Here is a 16956-nt window from a genome sequence, read left to right as displayed (position 1 = left end):
TGCTTGAAAGGGAATTGTTGAAGCCGGTCGCGTGACCGCATAACGATTGAGTTGATTATGGCGATCCAGAATGGAAATGCCGATGCCGCAGACCTTGGGCTCCGGGCCCTGGTTCTGTTCTTGCGACTTCATGGTGTGAGCACTGACTTCGACAGGATCCGTGATCTTTGCGGAAGCCGGGCGATCGATATCCGCGCAATGCTGCGCTGCGCCGGCGAATTTGATCTCAAGGCCTGCTCGTGGACGACGGATTGGACGCGGCTTGCGAATATCCGGTTGCCCGGAATCGCGGCGCTGCGGGATGGTGGATTTCTGCTGCTCGGCAAAGTCGACGGCAACGAAGCGCTTGTGCTGCACCCGTCGTCGTCGCATCCGCGGCGCGTCACGCGCGCCGAATTCGAGGAAATCTGGGACGGCCGTCTGATCTCGGCCGATTCACGTCCGGTCGCGCACCAGGCGCTTGATCTGCTCGCTGGTTTGAGCGCGCGCGGGCGCAATCTGATGCGGCAGCTGGGCGAGAGCCTGCCGCGACTGCGGCAGCTGCGCGAGAGCCTGCTGCGACGCGTCCGCGAGCTTCCAATGTGGTCCGCGCGCCGCGATGTCGCGGTTGAGACAAGCGCAATCGAACCTGACAGCGGCGACGACTCGGGGCCGATGGCGCTGGCGGTCATGCTGCGTTGCCACGGGATCGCGGCCGACCCGGACCAGATTCGACACCGGACCGGTGCGGCCCGCCTCGGCGTCACCGACATCGTCCGCTGCGCCAGGAGTTTCGGGCTGAAGGCCCGGTTGCAGAAAACCAGCTGGAATCGGCTTGCTGTAACGCCGCTCCCGGGGATCGCCGTGTTGCGCGACGGCGGATTCCTGGTTCTCGGCAAGGTCGTCGACGACAAGCTCCTCGTTCAGCGTCCATCGCATCCCCAACCTCAGATGATGACACAGGCCGAGCTTGAGGCCGTGTGGAATGGCGACGTCATCTTGATGACGCGGCGCGCGGCGTTGACGGATACCTCTCGGCGCTTTGATATCAGCTGGTTCTTCGGCGCAATCCACAAGTATCGTCGCCTGCTCAGCGAGGTCCTGGTCGCATCGTTCTTCCTCCAGGTCTTCGCGGTCGTCTCGCCGCTGTTCTTCCAGGTGGTCATCGACAAGGTGCTCGTGCATCGCGGCATGAGCACGCTCGACGTGCTGGTCGCAGGCCTTGTCGCGCTCACGGTCTTCGAGACCATCCTCGGGACGCTGCGCGTCTATCTGTTCGCGCACACGACCAATCGTATCGACGTGGAGCTTGGCGCCCGGCTGTTCCATCACTTGATGGCGTTGCCGATTGCATATTTCCAGACCCGCCGTGTCGGCGATTCCGTGGCGCGCGTCCGCGAGCTGGAGAATATCCGTCAGTTCCTGACCAGCTCGGCGCTCACGCTCGTGATCGATCTGCTGTTCACCGTCGTGTTCCTCGCGGTGATGTTCTACTACTCCACGACGCTGACGTTCATCGTATTGGCGTCGTTCCCGTTGTATATCGGCATTTCGGCGGGCGCCGCGCCGCTGTTTCGCCGGCGCCTCGACGAGAAATTCGATCGCGGTTCCGAGAACCAGGCTTTCCTGGTCGAGAGCGTCTCCGGCGTCGAAACGCTGAAGGCCATGGCGGTCGAGCCGCAAATGCAGCGTCGCTGGGAGGAGCAACTCGCCGCCTATGTGGCCGCGAGCTTTCGCGTGCTGAGCTTGAACAATACGGCAAGCCAGTCGGTCCAGATGATCAACAAGCTGGTCGTGGCGGCAACCCTGTATTTCGGCGCCCGGCTCGTGATCGACGGCGCGCTGACGGTCGGTGAACTCGTCGCATTCAACATGCTGGCGTCACGCGTGAGCATGCCGGTGCTGCGGCTTTCGCAGATATGGCAGGATTTCCATCAGGCGCGGCTGTCGATCGATCGGCTTGGCGACATCCTCAACACCATTCCCGAGCCGAGCTCCAGTCCCGGCCGCGCTGCGCTGCCGGCGATCCGTGGCCAGGTCTCGTTCGAGCACGCCACGTTCCGCTATCGCCTCGACGGTCCCGAGGTGCTGCACAACGTATCCTTCAGTGTCGATCCCGGACAAGTTATTGGAATTGTTGGGTCTTCCGGTTCTGGCAAAAGCACCATCGCGAAGCTGATTCAGCGTCTCTACGTGCCGGAAAGCGGGCGCGTGCTTATCGACGGCGTCGATCTTGCGATGGTCGATCTCGCCTGGCTTCGGCGTCAGATCGGCGTCGTGCTGCAGGAGAACGTGCTTTTCAATCGCTCGATTCGCGAGAACATCGCGCTCGCTGACCCGGCCATGCCGATGGAGCGTGTCATCGCGGCGGCCTCGCTCGCCGGCGCCCACGACTTCATCCTGGAACTGCCCGAGGGGTATGACACCGTCGTGGGCGAACGCGGCAGCAGTCTCTCCGGCGGACAGCGCCAGCGCATCGCGATTGCCCGGGCGCTGGTCACCGATCCACGCATCCTCATTTTCGACGAGGCGACCAGTGCGCTGGACTACGAAAGCGAGCGCGCGATCCAGCAGAACATGAAGCGTATTTCTGCCGGCCGGACCGTTTTCATGATCGCGCATCGGCTTTCCACCGTTCGTCACGCAAACCGGATCATCTCGGTCGAACATGGCCGCATCGTCGAGGACGGCAACCATGATGAGTTGATCCGCTCGAATGGGCGCTACGCGAGACTGCACCAGCTGCAGGCAGGTATCTAATGACGCTCGCCAGCCGGAACATCATCCCGTTTCCAAAAGCCGAGGTTCGCCGACGCGAGCAGGAGATAGCGTTTCTTCCAGCGGCGCTTGAGATCACCGAATCGCCGCCGTCACCGATCGGGCGCGCGATTGGGGCGAGCATTATCGCGGCATTTTGCGTCGCGCTGCTATGGGCATCGCTCGGTCACGTCGATATCGTCGCAACGGCGACCGGCAAGATCGTGCCGGGTGGGCGCACCAAGCTCATTCAGCCGTTCGAGTCGGGCGTCGTGCGTGCGATCCATGTGCGAGACGGACAGCGGGTCAAGGCCGGCGATGTCCTGATCGAGCTGGATCCCACGATGACGGGAGCCGATCAGGAACGTTACCGCAGCGATCTCCTGGCCGCCGAACTGGAAGTTGCGCGGCTTCGCGCGGCGCTCGCGGACGATCCGCTCGCGGCTTTCCAGCCGCCGCGCGGCGCAAGCGCCGCGGATATCGATCTGCATCGTCAGTTTCTGATCAGCCAGCGCGCGGAGCAGCAGGCCAAGCTTGCCGAGATCGAGCGGCAGCAAGGCCAGAAGGACGCCGAACGGTCGACCATTTCTGCGAACGTCGGGAAGATCCAGGCCACGATACCGGTGCTCACCGAGCGGGTCGAAATCCGGAAAACGCTGCTCGACAAGGCGCTCGGCTCCAAGGTTACCTATCTCTCCGAGTATCAGGACCTGGTCGGCCTTCAGCAGGATCTCATCCTGCAGCAGAGCCGGCTGCACGAGTCCGACGCCGCCATTGCCTTGCTGAAGGAAACGAGGGAAAGGTCCGCCGCCGAATATCGGCGTACGACCTATGATGCTCTTGCGAAAGCGGAGCAGAAGGCTGCGGGCGTTGCGCAAGAGGTGGTGAAGGCGGAGCAGCGTACAAAGCTGCAGCATTTGACGGCGCCGGTCGATGGCGTGGTGCAGCAACTTGCCGTTCACACGGTAGGAGGCGTGGTCGCGCAGGCGCAGGCGCTGGCCGTGGTGGTTCCCAGCGAGAGCCATCTCGAGATCGAAGCCATGCTCTCCAATCGCGATATCGGATTTGTTCATCCGGGACAGCAGGTGGAGATCAAGGTCGATACATTCAATTTCACCCGTTACGGGCTCCTCCACGGCGAAGTCCTCAGCGTATCGTCGGACGCGATCACGCGCGACAGACCGCAGAGCGCGTCGAATGATCGGGCGCAGGGGAGCGTGCAGAGTGGCAGCGAGTCGAGAGGCCAGGAGCTGGAATATGCTGCGCGTGTCTCCCTCGACCGCACGCAGATGCAGGTCGAGGACAAGCAAGTCAAGCTCGGTCCTGGCATGGCGGTGACGGTTGAGATCAAGACGGGTACCCGCAGGATCATCAGCTATCTGCTCTCGCCGTTGGCAAGACACCAGCAGGAATCGTTGCGGGAACGATAAGCAAACCGCCGACGTTTGCGCGAACCGCCGTGTTGGCCGTCGCGCATCGCATCGATCTGTGCGGCATACAGTCGAAGCCCGTCATCCCGCCGAAGGTTACCCGGCGGGATGCCGAACTGGACGGGTTTCGGCTATTTACGTAGCCGGATCGCCCCGTCAATTTTTGAGTCCTTGCGGACGTGGCCGTTTGTGAGCGACACGTCAAAATAGTTCGCTGCGTGGTCGATTGTGCCAAGTGGTGCCGGCCGACCCGCCAGCGCGATCTTGGGAAGTTCTCTCTGAGGAGGGAGAGGCCGCTCAGCTCCATCAGCGGCCTGATGCGTGGCCCTGTTGTTGTTCGCCCACGCCGCAGACCGATGGTTCAACCCCCAGATCGCTGCCTGGGTTCTGTTCTGAACCCGGATCTTCCGAAGGATCGCCTTGATGTGAACCTTCACCGTGGCTTCGGCAATGCTGATCTTGCGCGCGATGCACTTGTTGGAATCGCCTTCGATCAGGCACTGCAGAATTGAAATTTCCCGCGGCGAAAGTTGCTGGGCAAGCTTGTCATCCGCCTTTGCGACGACATGATTGGCATCGGCGGGTGCGGGAGCATCGTCCACGTCGCGCTTCTCGGCATCGAGGGCGGAGGTGAGGAATGCCGGCGGGAATGCCGTCCCGCCCATCATGACGAGCTCGATGGACTTGATGAACGCGTCACAGTTCATCACGTCGATGAAATATCCGGTGGCACCGGCCCGGAATGCGGCCGCCAGATCGCTCAGTCGATATTGATCTGCGACGACCGCCACGCGTCCGTCCGCGTGACGGCGCTTGAGGGAGTCGATTTGCTCGATTGTCGGGCGAAAATCATCGCCATTGTGAACAATCAGAAACAATGCCGAAGCAACGGGCACCTTCTGAAGCGCGTCATCGCCTAGCAAATCGTTGGCATCGGTTATTGAAGTAAGGACTTGAAAATTCTCGGAATTTAGAATTCTGGCAAGACCTTCTTTACGAAGACTATTTTCACCAACAAGCACAGCAGTAAAAGGATATCGCCGTCTCATGGAAACTCTCCCGGACGCTACAATGATACAGGGGGCGGGTCAGTTGAATCCGGCTCATTCTTCTTGATGGACCGCCCAGCTAAAAAAACGCAACAAAACCACTCTTCAGACTTGGTAGATTTGGACACAAATTTGGGACGAAAAATCCCGAGCCCAGTCTCTCAATATTTAGGAATTTTAAATGCTAATCCCCAATATCCCTATATACCGTTGGTTATAGGCATTTTGGACGCTCGCTTAGGGTTAATTTGGTCCGTCGCTGCAATCAAACGTTGCGCAAAATCGCTTGTGCTTGGGCGCTCGGCCAGTAAATTCACGGGGCGCCGCAACAACAAAAGCTTACTGAAAAGCCTCATATTGGAGTAGCTTCTTAATGAAATGGGCGCCTTGCTGAATTGGAGGGACTGAGGATTGGACGTAAATGAATTTCAGTCGTGTGGTAATTGCTAGCAGATATCCGGTCGTTTTATTGGGTCTGAATTGCCTGCTCGAAGCAGAGCGTGATTTCAAAGTTGTTGCTCGCTGCAATGATGGAGCGAGCTGTTTCAAGGCAATCCGGAGCCTCGCGCCCGACATCGCTATTTTGGACATGTCGATGCCTGACATTTTTGCGCAGGCCACGCCCGATATCGCAAATTCCGGGACGCCTGGTGTGCGGCTCGTGTTCCTCGCTACCTCTGTTGAGGATCCCGATCTCGCCATGTTGGCGGCAGCGGGCGCTTACGGCGTCATCCTGAGCGAGGAGGAGCCTGAAACGCTCATACAGATGTTGCGGCAGGTCGCCGACGGCCAGCGAGTGTTGCCGTCGCCCGCGTCCGAGGAAGTCATCTCTCGTGAGCGAACAGCAATCCCGGAGAAGTATCTTGCGGTGCTGACGGAGCGCGAACGTCAGATCATGCGTTTGGTGTCGGAAGGCTTGTCGAACAAGGAGATTGGCCGCCGTCTGAAGGTGGCCGACGGAACCATCAAGGTTCATCTCCACCACATCTTCCGCAAGCTCGAGATCAGCAACAGGACCGTTCTTGCCACGCTCGCGATCTCATCCTCTACCTGACGGATGAGATACCGGCTGATCTTGGGAGGAACGGCAGCGCTTTCTCGCTGGCATGGCCCACGCGTTGCTCCGGCAAACCACGAGCTTGGCGATGGGCTGATGACGCAATCCTGGTTCTGTCACGGGAGCGAAACGACGCGCAGATTGTTTGTCGTACCCGCTTGTCCAAACGGAATGCCGGCGACGACAACCAGCAGATCCCGGCTTGATGCGAATTGCTCCGCAAGCGCGAATGCAGTCGCGCGTTCGACCATCTCCTCATAGCTGCGAACGTCGTCGGACAGCACGCTGTGCGCGCCCCACAGCAGGCACAGGCGGCGGGACACTTCGCGGCTCGGGGTGATGACGAGGATCGGCAAGCTCGGCCGCTTGCGCGCCACGCGCGCGGCGGTCGTTCCGCTCGACGTATAGGCCACGATGGCCTTGGCGTGAACGACGGAAGCGAGGTCGGCCGCGGCCGTTGCCACAGCATGGGGCGCGGTCTGCTCTTCGCCCGGCTGGGTCGCCTCGACGATGGAGCGGTACATCTTGTGCTGCTCGGTGCTGCGAATGATGCGGTCCATCATCTCGACCGCCTCCTGCGGATAGCGGCCGGTGGCAGATTCCGCCGACAGCATCACCGCGTCGGCGCCATCATAGATGGCGGTCGCAACGTCGGAGACCTCGGCGCGGGTCGGCGTGGGGGCGGCGACCATGGAGTCCAGCATTTGCGTTGCGACGATCACGGGCTTCACGGCAAGCCGGCAGGCCCGCACCAGTTCTTTCTGACGGCCCGGCACGTCTTCGTGTGGAATCTCGACGCCGAGGTCGCCCCGCGCAACCATGATGGCGTCGCACAGCTGGATGATATCGTCGATCCGCTCAAGCGCTGCTGGCTTCTCGATCTTGGCCATCAGACCGGCGCGGTCGCCGATCAGGCTTCTCGCCTCGATGATATCGGAGGGCTTTTGCACGAACGACAAGGCGACCCAGTCGACGCCGAGTTTCAGGCCGAACTCCAGATCGAGACGGTCCTTTGTCGTCAGCGGTGAAAGATCAAGCACCGTCCCCGGCAGATTGACGCCCTTGTGGTTCGAGATCGTGCCACCGACGATCACCTTGGCTTCGATGAAATCGTCACCCAGCCCGGTGACGCGAACGCGGACCCTGCCGTCGTCGATCAAGAGATCGTGACCGGGAGCCACGGCCGCAAAGATTTCGCGATGCGGGAGCGGAATCGCGCCACGATCCCCATCCGACCCGGACAGTACGAAGCGGATGGTCTCTCCGGCCGCGACGGTGATCTTGCCATCGCGCAAGGTGCCGACGCGGATCTTCGGGCCTTGCAGATCCAGCAGAATGCCGATGGGCCGGTTGACTTCCTGTTCCAGCTTTCGGATCGCGGCGTGAATCCTGGCGTGATCGCTCTGGGTTCCGTGGCTGAAATTCAGGCGGAACGTATCGACGCCCGCTTCCAGCAGCGCCTTGAGCATTTCGGGAGAACTGCTTGCGGGGCCGACGGTTGCAACGATCTTGGCCCGTCGATGACGACGCATGGGTCACCTCATCCTTAACTTGATTCCCGGCTTGCCGGCTCCGATCAGCACGGCGCGGATATCGTTGACGTTGGTCAGTGTCGGCCCGGTGCGCACGAGGTCTCCAAGGCCATCGAAGAACGTGTAGCTGTCATGGGCCGCCAGACAAGCCCGTGCGTCGAGGCGTTTCGCGGCGGCGCGCGAGAGTGTATCCGGACCGATCAAAGCACCAGCCGCATCTTCCGTTCCATCGATGCCGTCGCTGTCTCCCGCGATGGCCCAGATATCGGCTGCGCCCGACAGGGCGATGACAAGTCCCAGCAAGAATTCGGTGTTGCGGCCGCCGCGGCCCGCCGGCCCGCGTCCGATCGTGACCGTTGTCTCTCCCCCCGACAGCAGCACCGCGGGGGCCTGGCCTGGCTGAGCATGCATCGCGACCGACCGGGCGATGCCGGCCATCACGGCTCCGAGTTCCCGTGCCTCGCCCTCGATAGCATCTCCAAGGAGGATCGGGGTGAGGCCCTCGTCCCGGGCCACATCGGCCGCAGCGTCGAGCGCCTGGAACGGCGCGGCAAGGATGCGGACATCCGCGTCGATCTCGCCCGGCTTGGGTGTCTCGTCGGCCTGCTCGAGTGCAACTCGCGCTGCTGCCGGCAAGTCGATTGCAAACCGGTCAACGATCTCCTGCGCATCGGCTCTTGTGCTGCTGTCCGGGAGTGAGGGACCGGAACCGATCGCCGCCGGATCGTCGCCGGGAATGTCCGATATCACCAGGGTCGCGACGCGGGCGGGACGCGCGGCCAGCGCCAGCCGCCCGCCCTTGATCGCGGACAAATGCTTGCGGACGACATTCATCTCGGCAATCGTCGCGCCGCTTGCAAGCAGTGCCCGGTTGACCGCCTGCTTGTCGGCGAGCGTCATCGGGGATGCAGGATGCGTCATCAGCGCCGAGCCGCCGCCGGACATCAGCACGACCACAAGATCATCCGACGACAGTCCTTCAACGGCACGCAGCATGCGAAGGGCGGCAACTTTGCTCGTATCGTCCGGCACGGGGTGAGATGCCTCCAGCACCTCGATCCGGCCCGCGGGAACCGAATGGCCGTGGCGTGTGACCACGACGCCTGAAAGGTCGACGTCAGGCCATGCCGCGTCGAGGCCGGCTGCCATCGCCGCCGAAGCCTTGCCTGCGCCGATGACGATGCATCTGCCCCTGGGCTTTGCCGGCAGCGCAGATGCGATCGTGATCCTTGGATCGGCGCTGGCGATTGCGGCGTCGAAGATTCGTCGTAGCGCAGTGCGGGCTCGCAGGTCAGTCCATTTCGCGTTCAATCGCTGCACTCCGGCCATATGGTCCAACGGTCAATGGCTCTCTCGAACGACGCAGCCATCTCAAATCGAGCCCAGCTCCGGGCCGGGAGAAGTCCTCCGTCAGGGAGCCTTCTCGAGGCTGTCGTACGATAGCTGTCCCTTTGGCAGATCGCTTTCGCTGTGAGCTGCCGTCGCACGAGCAACCACGGCACGTGCCGTGCTTTCACTGCCGAGAATGAACGCGCGGCGCAGCGGCTTGATCACGAACACGGCCATGAGGGCTGCGGTGGCATTGAGCGCGACTGCGACGATGAACACGGCCTGCCAGCCAAACCGGGAGGAGATGATGCTCGCCAGCGGCACGAGCAGCGCAGCAGTGCCCTTCGCGGTATAGAGCATGCCGTTGTTGGTGGTCGCGTATTTGGCGCCGAACGTGTCGCCCGATGTTGCCGGAAACAGGCTGTAGATTTCCCCGAAAACGCCGAAATAGACGGCCGTCGCCAACACGAAGACAACCGGAATGTGGCCGTAGACCGACAGCGTCAGCAACATCAGCGCCGCCGTCGCGAACGCAATGAACATGGTGTGCTCACGGCCGATATTGTCGGAGATCCAGCCGAAGAACGGGCGACCGAAACCATCGAACACGCGATCGAGCGAGATGGCGAACGTCAACGCCGCCATCTGGAAGCCGGCCAACGTAACCGGAGTATCGGCGATCTTGAAGTCATGGGCGATTGGCCCGATCTGGGCGGCGGTCATCAGGCCGCCGGAAGCCACCATCACGAACACCAGGTACATCATCCAGAAGATCGGGGCGCGCAACACCTGAACCGGCGTGTAATCGACGGCGGTCTGCGGCAGATTGAGCTGCTTCCTTCTGGCGGACACGGTGATATCAGGCGGACGGACGAACGTGGCGAGCAGGATAACAGTCAGTCCCTGCCCGATGCCGAACGTCAGGAAGGCGCTCTGGTAGCCGCTCGCGGCAATCATGTTGGCAATCGGCACGACGGTCAGCGCCGCGCCTGCCCCAAACCCGGCGGCGGTTGCGCCGGCGGCCAGGCCGCGCCGGTCCGGAAACCATTTCAGCGCGTTGCCGACGCACGTGCCGTAGACGGCGCCGGCGCCGATGCCGGCGACGACAGCTGCCGCATAGAGCGTGACGAGCGAGGAGGCGTATGCGTTCAGCACCCAGGCCAGGGCGATCATCAGCCCGCCGAACATGATGACGATACGCGGGCCGTATTTGTCGACAAACCAGGCTTCCACCGGCACAAGCCAGGTCTCCGTCATCACGAAAATCGTGAAGGCAAGCTGGATGGCGGCGCGGCCCCAATGATATTGCGCGTCGATCGGGTCGACGAACAGCGTCCAGCCATATTGCAGGTTGGCGATCATCGCCATGCAGACGATGCCGATCGCCAGTTGAAGCCAGCGGAAGCCGCCGGGCGATGATACCGGTTTCGTGCTGGAGTTCATAAGTCCCCCCCAAAGCAGGAGTTTGTGGTATTAATGGCTGCTAGTCCGGCGGCGTCGGGCTCTCGTCCCGCGGCCGCTTACTGGCAAAATTCGTTGGTCAGTTCGCCGATTCCATCGATCGCGACGGTGACCGTATTGACCGGCTCTTTCATCACGCCGACACCGATCGATGTCCCGCAGCAGATGAGGTCGCCCGGCAACAGCGTCATGTCGTGTGAAATCTTGCTGACCAGCGCCTGCGCGCTGAAGATCATGTCTGCAATCGGATAATTCTGGCGCTCTACGCCGTTGAGGATGGTGCGCACCACAAGGCTTGCCGGATCGAGGCCCGACGCAACAACGGGACCGAAGGGGCCATAGCCATCGAAGCCCTTGGCCCGGGCCCATTGCGGGAAAGTCGGATCGCGATTGAGAATGTCTGCGGCGGTGACGTCGTTGGTGCAGGTGTACCCGAAGATGAAGGCGTCGGCCTGTTCGGGCGCGACCGCGGTGCAGGTCTTGCCGATGACAATGCCGAGCTCGCCCTCGTAGGTCGTCTTGCCATCGTAACCCGCGGGACGCCTGATCACGGCGCCGGGCGCGGTGACGCTGGTCGGCGCCTTCAGCAGGTACAACGGTTCGGCCGGCTCGGGCGAATTCAGCTTGGCGGCCAGCGCGTGAAAATTGTTCCAGAGCGCGATGATCTTGCTTGGTTGCGTCGGTGCGAGCAGCTCGACGGCGTCGAGTGCCAGCGTTCGTCCAGTCGGCCGCGCGTCGCCGAACATGTCGCCGACGTGCACCGAGATGCCGGATGGTGTGAGTTGCCCGAAGCCGATGTCGGCATGGTGGCGGAAGCGGACCCAGCGTGTGACGTTGCTCATCAGGATCACGCCACCGCAAGCGATTTTGTTTCGGCAACGCCGGCCGCCCCGTCGTAGAGGCCCGCCAGCCTGGTACGCTGCGCGACCAGGGCCAGCACCGCATCGAGGGCGGGCGTTGCAATCCCCGTCATCCGGCCCATCTCCTGGACGACGGTGATCAGCGGATCAATTTCGACCGGACGTCCGCGCTCGAGATCCTGCAGCATCGAGGTCTTGTGCGCGCCGACCTTGCGCGCACCTTCGATGCGGCGTTCGACATCGACCCGGAACTTGACGCCAAGGCTTTCCGCGATCGCCTGGGCTTCCAGCATGATCGCTTTCGACAGCGCGCGCGTGCCGGGGTTGCTGCAGATCACGTCGAGGGTCGCATGGGTCAGGGCGCTGATCGGGTTGAAGCAGACATTGCCCCACAGCTTGAGCCAGATCTCGTCGCGGATGCGATCGAGAACCGGCGCCTTCATGCCGGCTGCCGCGAACAGGGCGGACAGGCTCTCGACCTCGGGGGTGATCTCGCCGGAGGGTTCGCCCAGCGGAAAGTTGTTGCCGTAGACGTGGCGGATCACGCCGGGCGCTTCGATTTCGGTGGCGGGATACACCACGCAGCCGATCGCGCGCTCGGGGCCGAGTTCCTTCCATTGCCGTCCGCCGGGGTCGATGCTCTCGAGCGCCGATCCTTCGTGCCGTCCGCCGTGCTTGTAGAAATACCAATAGGGAATGCCGTTGACGGCGGTGACGATGCGGGTGCGCTGACCGAGCAGGGGCTGCATGCGTTCGATGACGCCGGTGATCGAGTGCGCCTTGAGGCAAACGATGACGAAATCCTGCTCGCCGAGCTCGGCGGGGTCGTCGGTACAGCGCGGATGCACCACGCGCTCCTCGTCGCCGATCAGGAGCTTCAGACCGTTCTGTCGCATCGCGGCAAGGTGCGCGCCGCGCGCGACCAGGCTGACATCGGCGCCAGCGCGCATGAATTCGACACCGAGATAACCGCCGATGGCGCCGGCGCCGTAGATGCAGATCCTCATGAAATCCTCGCGAGCAGAGTGGGGACACAGTTCGAGCCGCAGCGGCTCGAACCGGGTTGCGTGGCAATTGTCTTGGAAAATTCTGTCAGGCCGCCTGCACTGCGCAGGTGGCCTCGTCGTAAGCAGTGGTGATGTCCCGCATGCTGACGACGCCGACGAGCCGGCCGTTGTCGATGACGGGGACATGGCGGATGCCGTGACAGCCCATGAGATGTTCGGCATCCGCGAGCGTGTCCTGCGAATTGCAGGACACCAGCGGCCGCGAGATGAACTGCGCGACTTTCATGGCAAGCCCACCGGTGCCGTGCTCGGCGATCACAGCGACAACGTCGCGCTCGCTGAACATTCCGATCACCGCGGCGTCCTTGCTGCGCGAGACGTTCCTGACCACGACTGCGCCGACATTGCTCGCGTACATCAGGTTCGCCGCAATGCTCACGGTTTCGTTCGAGCCGATCGTCACGAGGAGCGGGCTGTTGCGAAGGATGTCCCCGACGTACATGGCAGCGTTCTCCCGTTTGTCTGATCAGGTCGTTGTAAAATAATCGTGGTATACATTATCCCAGTTGTCAAACGAAAGAATCAGAAAGATTTTGAAGAAAACGGCAAATATACTGACCTATCTGGTGATCTCTGCAGCTTGACTCCTGATGTAATTGGCATGCCATATACCAAACCTGACGCTCGTCCTTCGGACGCAATACCGTTCTGAATCGCAACTGGTTAGGGGCAGGGTCGTGATGAAAAGAGAGCCGATCCGGCGCAAGCCGACCGAACCCGATTTTCGCGCGCAGCCGGACCCGGACGCACGAGACGGCGGCGTTCAATCTGTCGATCGTGCGCTGCAGATCCTGGAGACGCTTGCAGAGGACGACGAAGGCTATCGGCTGACCGATCTCGCGATCCGCACCGGCTTGTCGCCGTCGACCGTTCATCGGCTGCTGACGACGCTCGAGAACCGCAGATTCGTGCAGTTCGACCGCGACGAATCCAAATGGCACATCGGCGCGCAAAGCTTCGTGGTCGGCTCGACCTTCATGCGCCGGCGGAATTTTGCGGCGCAGGCCTTGCCCTATCTGCGCAAGCTGCGCGACCAGACCAGGGAAACCGCCAACCTGGCCGTGGTCGATGATGAGTCCATCATCGTCGTGTCCCGCATTGAAAGCAGGGAGATCATGCGTTCGCTGACCAAGGTGGGCGGACGCGTCGCAATGATCGCCTCGGGCGTGGGCAAAGCGGTGCTGGCGACCTATTCCGATGCCGACGTCAACGCGATCATCCGCCGTCAGGGCATGCCGCGGCTGACGGAAAAGTCGATCGTGCGGCCAGGCGAGCTGTTCAAGGAACTGGAGAACGTGCGGCGCCAGGGTTATGCGGTGGATGATGAAGAGGCCCGCCTCGGCCTGCGCTGCGTGGCTGCGGTCGTCTTCAACGACTGCAGCGAGCCATTTGCCGCGGTTTCGGTATCGGGCACGGCGGACCGGCTGACGAACGAACGCTTGCCGGACATCGGTACGATCGTGCACCAGATCGCAGCCGAACTCACGGCCGAGCTTCGCGGGAGCCGCACGCAGCAAGAGCAGGCGTGAGGCTTTCCGCATTTTCGTCCATCACGATTTCCATTTCTTCGCCGACGTTAATCGCTTGAAGCCGCGCAAGAAATCGCGTGCGCTGCCATAGCGTGGAAAATCCCATCGATTGCGTTGAGATCGATGCGTGCGGGTCTGATGATCATGCTCAGGCCAACTCCTAGCGAAGCGGGATCATCAGATGAAAATGCGAGCAATCGATGCAGCAGTGCGCATTCTCGAACGCGAAGGGATCACGTGCGCGTTCGGCGTTCCCGGCGCCGCGATCAACCCGCTTTACTCCGCGCTGAAGCGGAACGGTTCGATCCGGCACATTCTGGCGCGGCACGTCGAAGGCGCCTCGCACATGGCGGAAGGCTATACAAGGGCGGAGGCGGGCAATATCGGCGTCTGCATCGGCACATCGGGACCCGCCGGAACCGACATGATCACCGGCCTCTACTCGGCGATCGCGGATTCGATCCCGATCCTCTGCATCACCGGTCAGGCGCCGCGGGCGCGGCTCTACAAGGAAGATTTCCAGGCCGTCGACATCGAGGCGATCGCAAAGCCGGTGACGAAATGGGCCGTCACCGTGCGCGAGCCGGCGCTGGTGCCGCGCGTGTTCAGCCAGGCCTTCCATGTCATGCGGTCGGGACGGCCGGGGCCGGTGTTGATCGACCTTCCGCTCGACGTGCAACTGGCCGAAATCGAATTCGACGACGAGACATATTCGCCGCTGCCGGTCTACAAGCCGACGGCGACCCGCAAGCAGATCGAGAAGGCGCTCGAGATGCTCAACGCCGCGGAGCGGCCGCTGATCGTGGCCGGCGGCGGCGTGATCAACGCCGATGCATCCGAGTTGCTGGTCGCCTTCGCGGAAGCGGTCAACGTCCCGGTGGTCCCGACGCTGATGGCGTGGGGCGCCATTCCCGACGATCACGCGCTGATGGCGGGGATGGTCGGCCTGCAGACCAGTCATCGCTACGCCAACGCCACCATGCTGGAATCCGACTTCGTGCTCGGCATCGGAAACCGCTGGGCCAACCGGCATACCGGTTCGATCGAGACTTATACGAAGGGGCGCAAATTCGTCCATGTCGACATCGAGCCGACCCAGATCGGACGCGTTTTCAATCCGGATCTCGGCATTGTGTCGGACGCCAAGGCCGCGCTGGAGATGTTCGTGAGCGTCGCCAAGGAGTGGCGCAAGTCAGGGAAGCTCCGGGATCGGCAGGCCTGGCCTGCCGCCTGCCGCGACCGCAAGCGTTCGATGCTGCGCAAGAGCCACTTCGACAACATCCCGATCAAGCCGCAGCGCGTCTACGAGGAGATGAACAAGGCCTTCGGCCGCGACACCTGCTACGTGACCGTGATCGGATTGTCGCAGATCGCGGGCGCCCAGTTCCTCAACGTCTATCGTCCGCGCAACTGGATCAATGCTGGCCAAGCCGGTCCGCTCGGCTGGACCCTGCCGGCCGCGCTCGGCGTGCGCGCCGCCGACCCCGATCGCGACATTGTCGCGCTGTCGGGCGACTATGACTTCCAGTTCCTGATCGAAGAGCTTGCGGTCGGGGCGCAGTTCAATCTGCCCTACATCCACGTCGTCGTGAACAATTCATATCTCGGCTTGATCCGGCAGGCCCAGCGCGGCTTCGACATGGACTATCACGTGCAGCTCTCGTTCGAGAACATCAACGCACCCGAGATCGGCGTCTACGGTGTCGACCACGTCACCGTCGCAGAGGGGCTGGGCTGCAAGGCGATCCGGGTGACCGACCCGAACGACGCCCAGGCGGCGTTCGCGACCGCACGCGAATTGATGGCCAAGCACCGCGTGCCCGTGGTGGTGGAGTTCATCCTCGAGCGGGTCACCAACATCGCGATGGGAACGGAGATCGACAACATCGTCGAATTCGAGGAGGTGCTCGACCTTCCGCTCGATGAGGTGCCGAGTGCAGCACGATCCGGAACGCTGTTGCCGGCCTGACGACATCATTAGCGCTGCCTCAAGCGGAGATACCAACCGTGCCCCAATTTGCTGCCAACCTCACCATGCTCTTCAACGAGCTGCCGTTCCTCGATCGGTTCGCGACCGCCAAAGCCGCCGGCTTCAACGCGGTCGAGTATCTTTTTCCCTATGACTACGACAAAGGCGAATTGCGCGAGGAACTGGCGCGATCCGAACTGACCCAGGTGCTGCACAATCTTCCGGCCGGCAATTGGGCTGCCGGCGAGCGCGGCATTGCGATCCTGCGCGATCGAACCGATGAATTTCGCGACGGCGTCGCGCGGGCGATCGACTATGCCAAGGCACTGGATTGCCGGCAGCTGAACTGCCTGGTCGGCATCGCCCCCACTGGCGCGGATGCGGCAGAGCTGCACGAAGTTCTCGTATCCAATCTGCGCTTCGCCGCCGGCGCGCTCGCCCAGCATGGCATCAAGCTTCTGGTCGAGCCGATCAACACGCTCGACATTCCGGGCTTCTTCCTGAACGGGACGGAACAGGCGGTGCAGCTGATCTCCGACGTGCGGTCGCCCAACCTGTTCATCCAGTACGATATCTATCACATGCAGATCATGGAGGGCGATCTGGCGCGAACCCTCGAGAAGCATCTCGGCCGGATCGCGCATGTCCAGCTCGCCGACAACCCGGGCCGTCATGAGCCGGGGACCGGCGAGATCAACTATTCATATCTGTTCAAGCATCTCGACAGCATCGGCTATCGCGGCTGGATCGGATGCGAATACAAGCCGCGGACGACCACGCTCGAGAGCCTGGCGTGGCACGCCGCGCGGACTTTCGTGACCTAGAGCTTTTCTGTTCCGATTGAACCGGAACGGAGCTCTCAATTTTTGTTTTGACGCGTTTTCTTCACGCGAAGGGATATCCGCTTCGCTGGAAAACGCTCTCATCGGGCCGACAG

13 protein-coding genes are annotated in these 16956 nt (G+C 62.2%); 6 read left to right on the top strand and 7 right to left on the bottom strand.

Going from position 1 to position 16956, the window contains the following annotated elements; all coding sequences use genetic code 11:
* Window positions 1-57 precede the first annotated feature (57 nt).
* Entirely contained in the window at window positions 58-2739 is a 2682-nt protein-coding gene (locus G6P99_RS40300) for a type I secretion system permease/ATPase (RefSeq protein WP_084518560.1), read from the top strand.
* Window positions 2739-4166, top strand: a complete 1428-nt coding sequence (locus G6P99_RS40295) for an HlyD family type I secretion periplasmic adaptor subunit (protein ID WP_029082720.1) — start codon at window positions 2739-2741, stop codon at window positions 4164-4166. Before G6P99_RS40300 ends, G6P99_RS40295 begins: the two co-directional genes overlap by 1 nt.
* 131 nt (window positions 4167-4297) lie before the next feature.
* Here G6P99_RS40295 and G6P99_RS40290 read toward each other — a convergent pair whose 3' ends face one another.
* On the bottom strand, window positions 4298-5215 hold the full coding sequence (locus tag G6P99_RS40290) for a LuxR C-terminal-related transcriptional regulator (RefSeq protein ID WP_029082721.1): 918 nt from the start codon (window positions 5213-5215) through the stop codon (window positions 4298-4300).
* Between the two features lie 421 nt (window positions 5216-5636).
* Between G6P99_RS40290 and G6P99_RS40285 the strand changes: the two genes are divergently transcribed.
* Window positions 5637-6269: a LuxR C-terminal-related transcriptional regulator gene (locus tag G6P99_RS40285; RefSeq protein WP_245284772.1), complete on the top strand. Its 633-nt coding sequence runs from the start codon at window positions 5637-5639 to the stop codon at window positions 6267-6269.
* A 119-nt stretch (window positions 6270-6388) separates the two neighbouring features.
* Here the strand turns inward: G6P99_RS40285 and pyk are convergent, their stop codons facing one another.
* The 6 genes from pyk to G6P99_RS40255 all read right to left on the bottom strand — a co-directional run bounded on the left by pyk (window position 6389) and on the right by G6P99_RS40255 (window position 12963).
* Window positions 6389-7804: a pyruvate kinase gene (gene pyk / locus G6P99_RS40280; RefSeq protein ID WP_029082723.1), complete on the bottom strand. Its 1416-nt coding sequence runs from the start codon at window positions 7802-7804 to the stop codon at window positions 6389-6391.
* Between the two features lie 3 nt (window positions 7805-7807).
* Window positions 7808-9133 (bottom strand): glycerate kinase type-2 family protein, encoded by a 1326-nt coding sequence (locus G6P99_RS40275; RefSeq protein ID WP_165126106.1) that lies wholly within the window; start codon window positions 9131-9133, stop codon window positions 7808-7810.
* An 81-nt stretch (window positions 9134-9214) separates the two neighbouring features.
* Window positions 9215-10576: an oxalate/formate MFS antiporter gene (gene oxlT, locus G6P99_RS40270; protein ID WP_029082725.1), complete on the bottom strand. Its 1362-nt coding sequence runs from the start codon at window positions 10574-10576 to the stop codon at window positions 9215-9217.
* Window positions 10577-10653: 77 nt separating this feature from the next.
* Complete coding sequence (locus G6P99_RS40265) at window positions 10654-11436, bottom strand: fumarylacetoacetate hydrolase family protein (RefSeq protein ID WP_035977426.1); 783 nt, start codon at window positions 11434-11436, stop codon at window positions 10654-10656.
* A gap of 5 nt (window positions 11437-11441) precedes the next feature.
* Window positions 11442-12461 (bottom strand): 2-dehydropantoate 2-reductase, encoded by a 1020-nt coding sequence (locus G6P99_RS40260; protein ID WP_029082727.1) that lies wholly within the window; start codon window positions 12459-12461, stop codon window positions 11442-11444.
* 85 nt (window positions 12462-12546) lie between these two features.
* A complete protein-coding gene (locus G6P99_RS40255) occupies window positions 12547-12963 on the bottom strand; it encodes a CBS domain-containing protein (protein ID WP_029082728.1) in 417 nt (138 codons plus the stop codon).
* A 238-nt stretch (window positions 12964-13201) separates the two neighbouring features.
* Between G6P99_RS40255 and G6P99_RS40250 the strand changes: the two genes are divergently transcribed.
* The 3 genes from G6P99_RS40250 (at window position 13202) to hyi (ending at window position 16843) form a co-directional block, all read left to right on the top strand.
* A complete protein-coding gene (locus tag G6P99_RS40250) occupies window positions 13202-14050 on the top strand; it encodes an IclR family transcriptional regulator (RefSeq protein ID WP_165126103.1) in 849 nt (282 codons plus the stop codon).
* A gap of 181 nt (window positions 14051-14231) precedes the next feature.
* A complete protein-coding gene (gene gcl / locus G6P99_RS40245) occupies window positions 14232-16019 on the top strand; it encodes a glyoxylate carboligase (RefSeq protein ID WP_029082730.1) in 1788 nt (595 codons plus the stop codon).
* A 38-nt stretch (window positions 16020-16057) separates the two neighbouring features.
* Window positions 16058-16843, top strand: coding sequence for a hydroxypyruvate isomerase (hyi, locus tag G6P99_RS40240; RefSeq protein WP_029082731.1), 786 nt, complete (start codon window positions 16058-16060; stop codon window positions 16841-16843).
* The last annotated feature ends 113 nt before the right edge of the window (window positions 16844-16956 follow it).

Source organism: Bradyrhizobium sp. 6(2017) (assembly GCF_011058295.2).
GTDB lineage: Bacteria > Pseudomonadota > Alphaproteobacteria > Rhizobiales > Xanthobacteraceae > Bradyrhizobium > Bradyrhizobium septentrionale.
The sequence above is the reverse complement of the archived record's forward strand: the minus strand, read 5'-3'. Positions and strand labels throughout refer to the sequence as shown.

Coding starts and splice junctions, on each gene's coding strand:
- G6P99_RS40300 (WP_084518560.1), top strand. CDS start 58: ATGGCGATCCAGAATGGAAATGCCGATGCCGCAGACCTTGGGCTCCGG.
- G6P99_RS40295 (WP_029082720.1), top strand. CDS start 2,739: ATGACGCTCGCCAGCCGGAACATCATCCCGTTTCCAAAAGCCGAGGTT.
- G6P99_RS40290 (WP_029082721.1), bottom strand. CDS start 5,215: ATGAGACGGCGATATCCTTTTACTGCTGTGCTTGTTGGTGAAAATAGT.
- G6P99_RS40285 (WP_245284772.1), top strand. CDS start 5,637: ATGAATTTCAGTCGTGTGGTAATTGCTAGCAGATATCCGGTCGTTTTA.
- pyk (WP_029082723.1), bottom strand. CDS start 7,804: ATGCGTCGTCATCGACGGGCCAAGATCGTTGCAACCGTCGGCCCCGCA.
- G6P99_RS40275 (WP_165126106.1), bottom strand. CDS start 9,133: ATGGCCGGAGTGCAGCGATTGAACGCGAAATGGACTGACCTGCGAGCC.
- oxlT (WP_029082725.1), bottom strand. CDS start 10,576: ATGAACTCCAGCACGAAACCGGTATCATCGCCCGGCGGCTTCCGCTGG.
- G6P99_RS40265 (WP_035977426.1), bottom strand. CDS start 11,436: ATGAGCAACGTCACACGCTGGGTCCGCTTCCGCCACCATGCCGACATC.
- G6P99_RS40260 (WP_029082727.1), bottom strand. CDS start 12,461: ATGAGGATCTGCATCTACGGCGCCGGCGCCATCGGCGGTTATCTCGGT.
- G6P99_RS40255 (WP_029082728.1), bottom strand. CDS start 12,963: ATGTACGTCGGGGACATCCTTCGCAACAGCCCGCTCCTCGTGACGATC.
- G6P99_RS40250 (WP_165126103.1), top strand. CDS start 13,202: ATGAAAAGAGAGCCGATCCGGCGCAAGCCGACCGAACCCGATTTTCGC.
- gcl (WP_029082730.1), top strand. CDS start 14,232: ATGAAAATGCGAGCAATCGATGCAGCAGTGCGCATTCTCGAACGCGAA.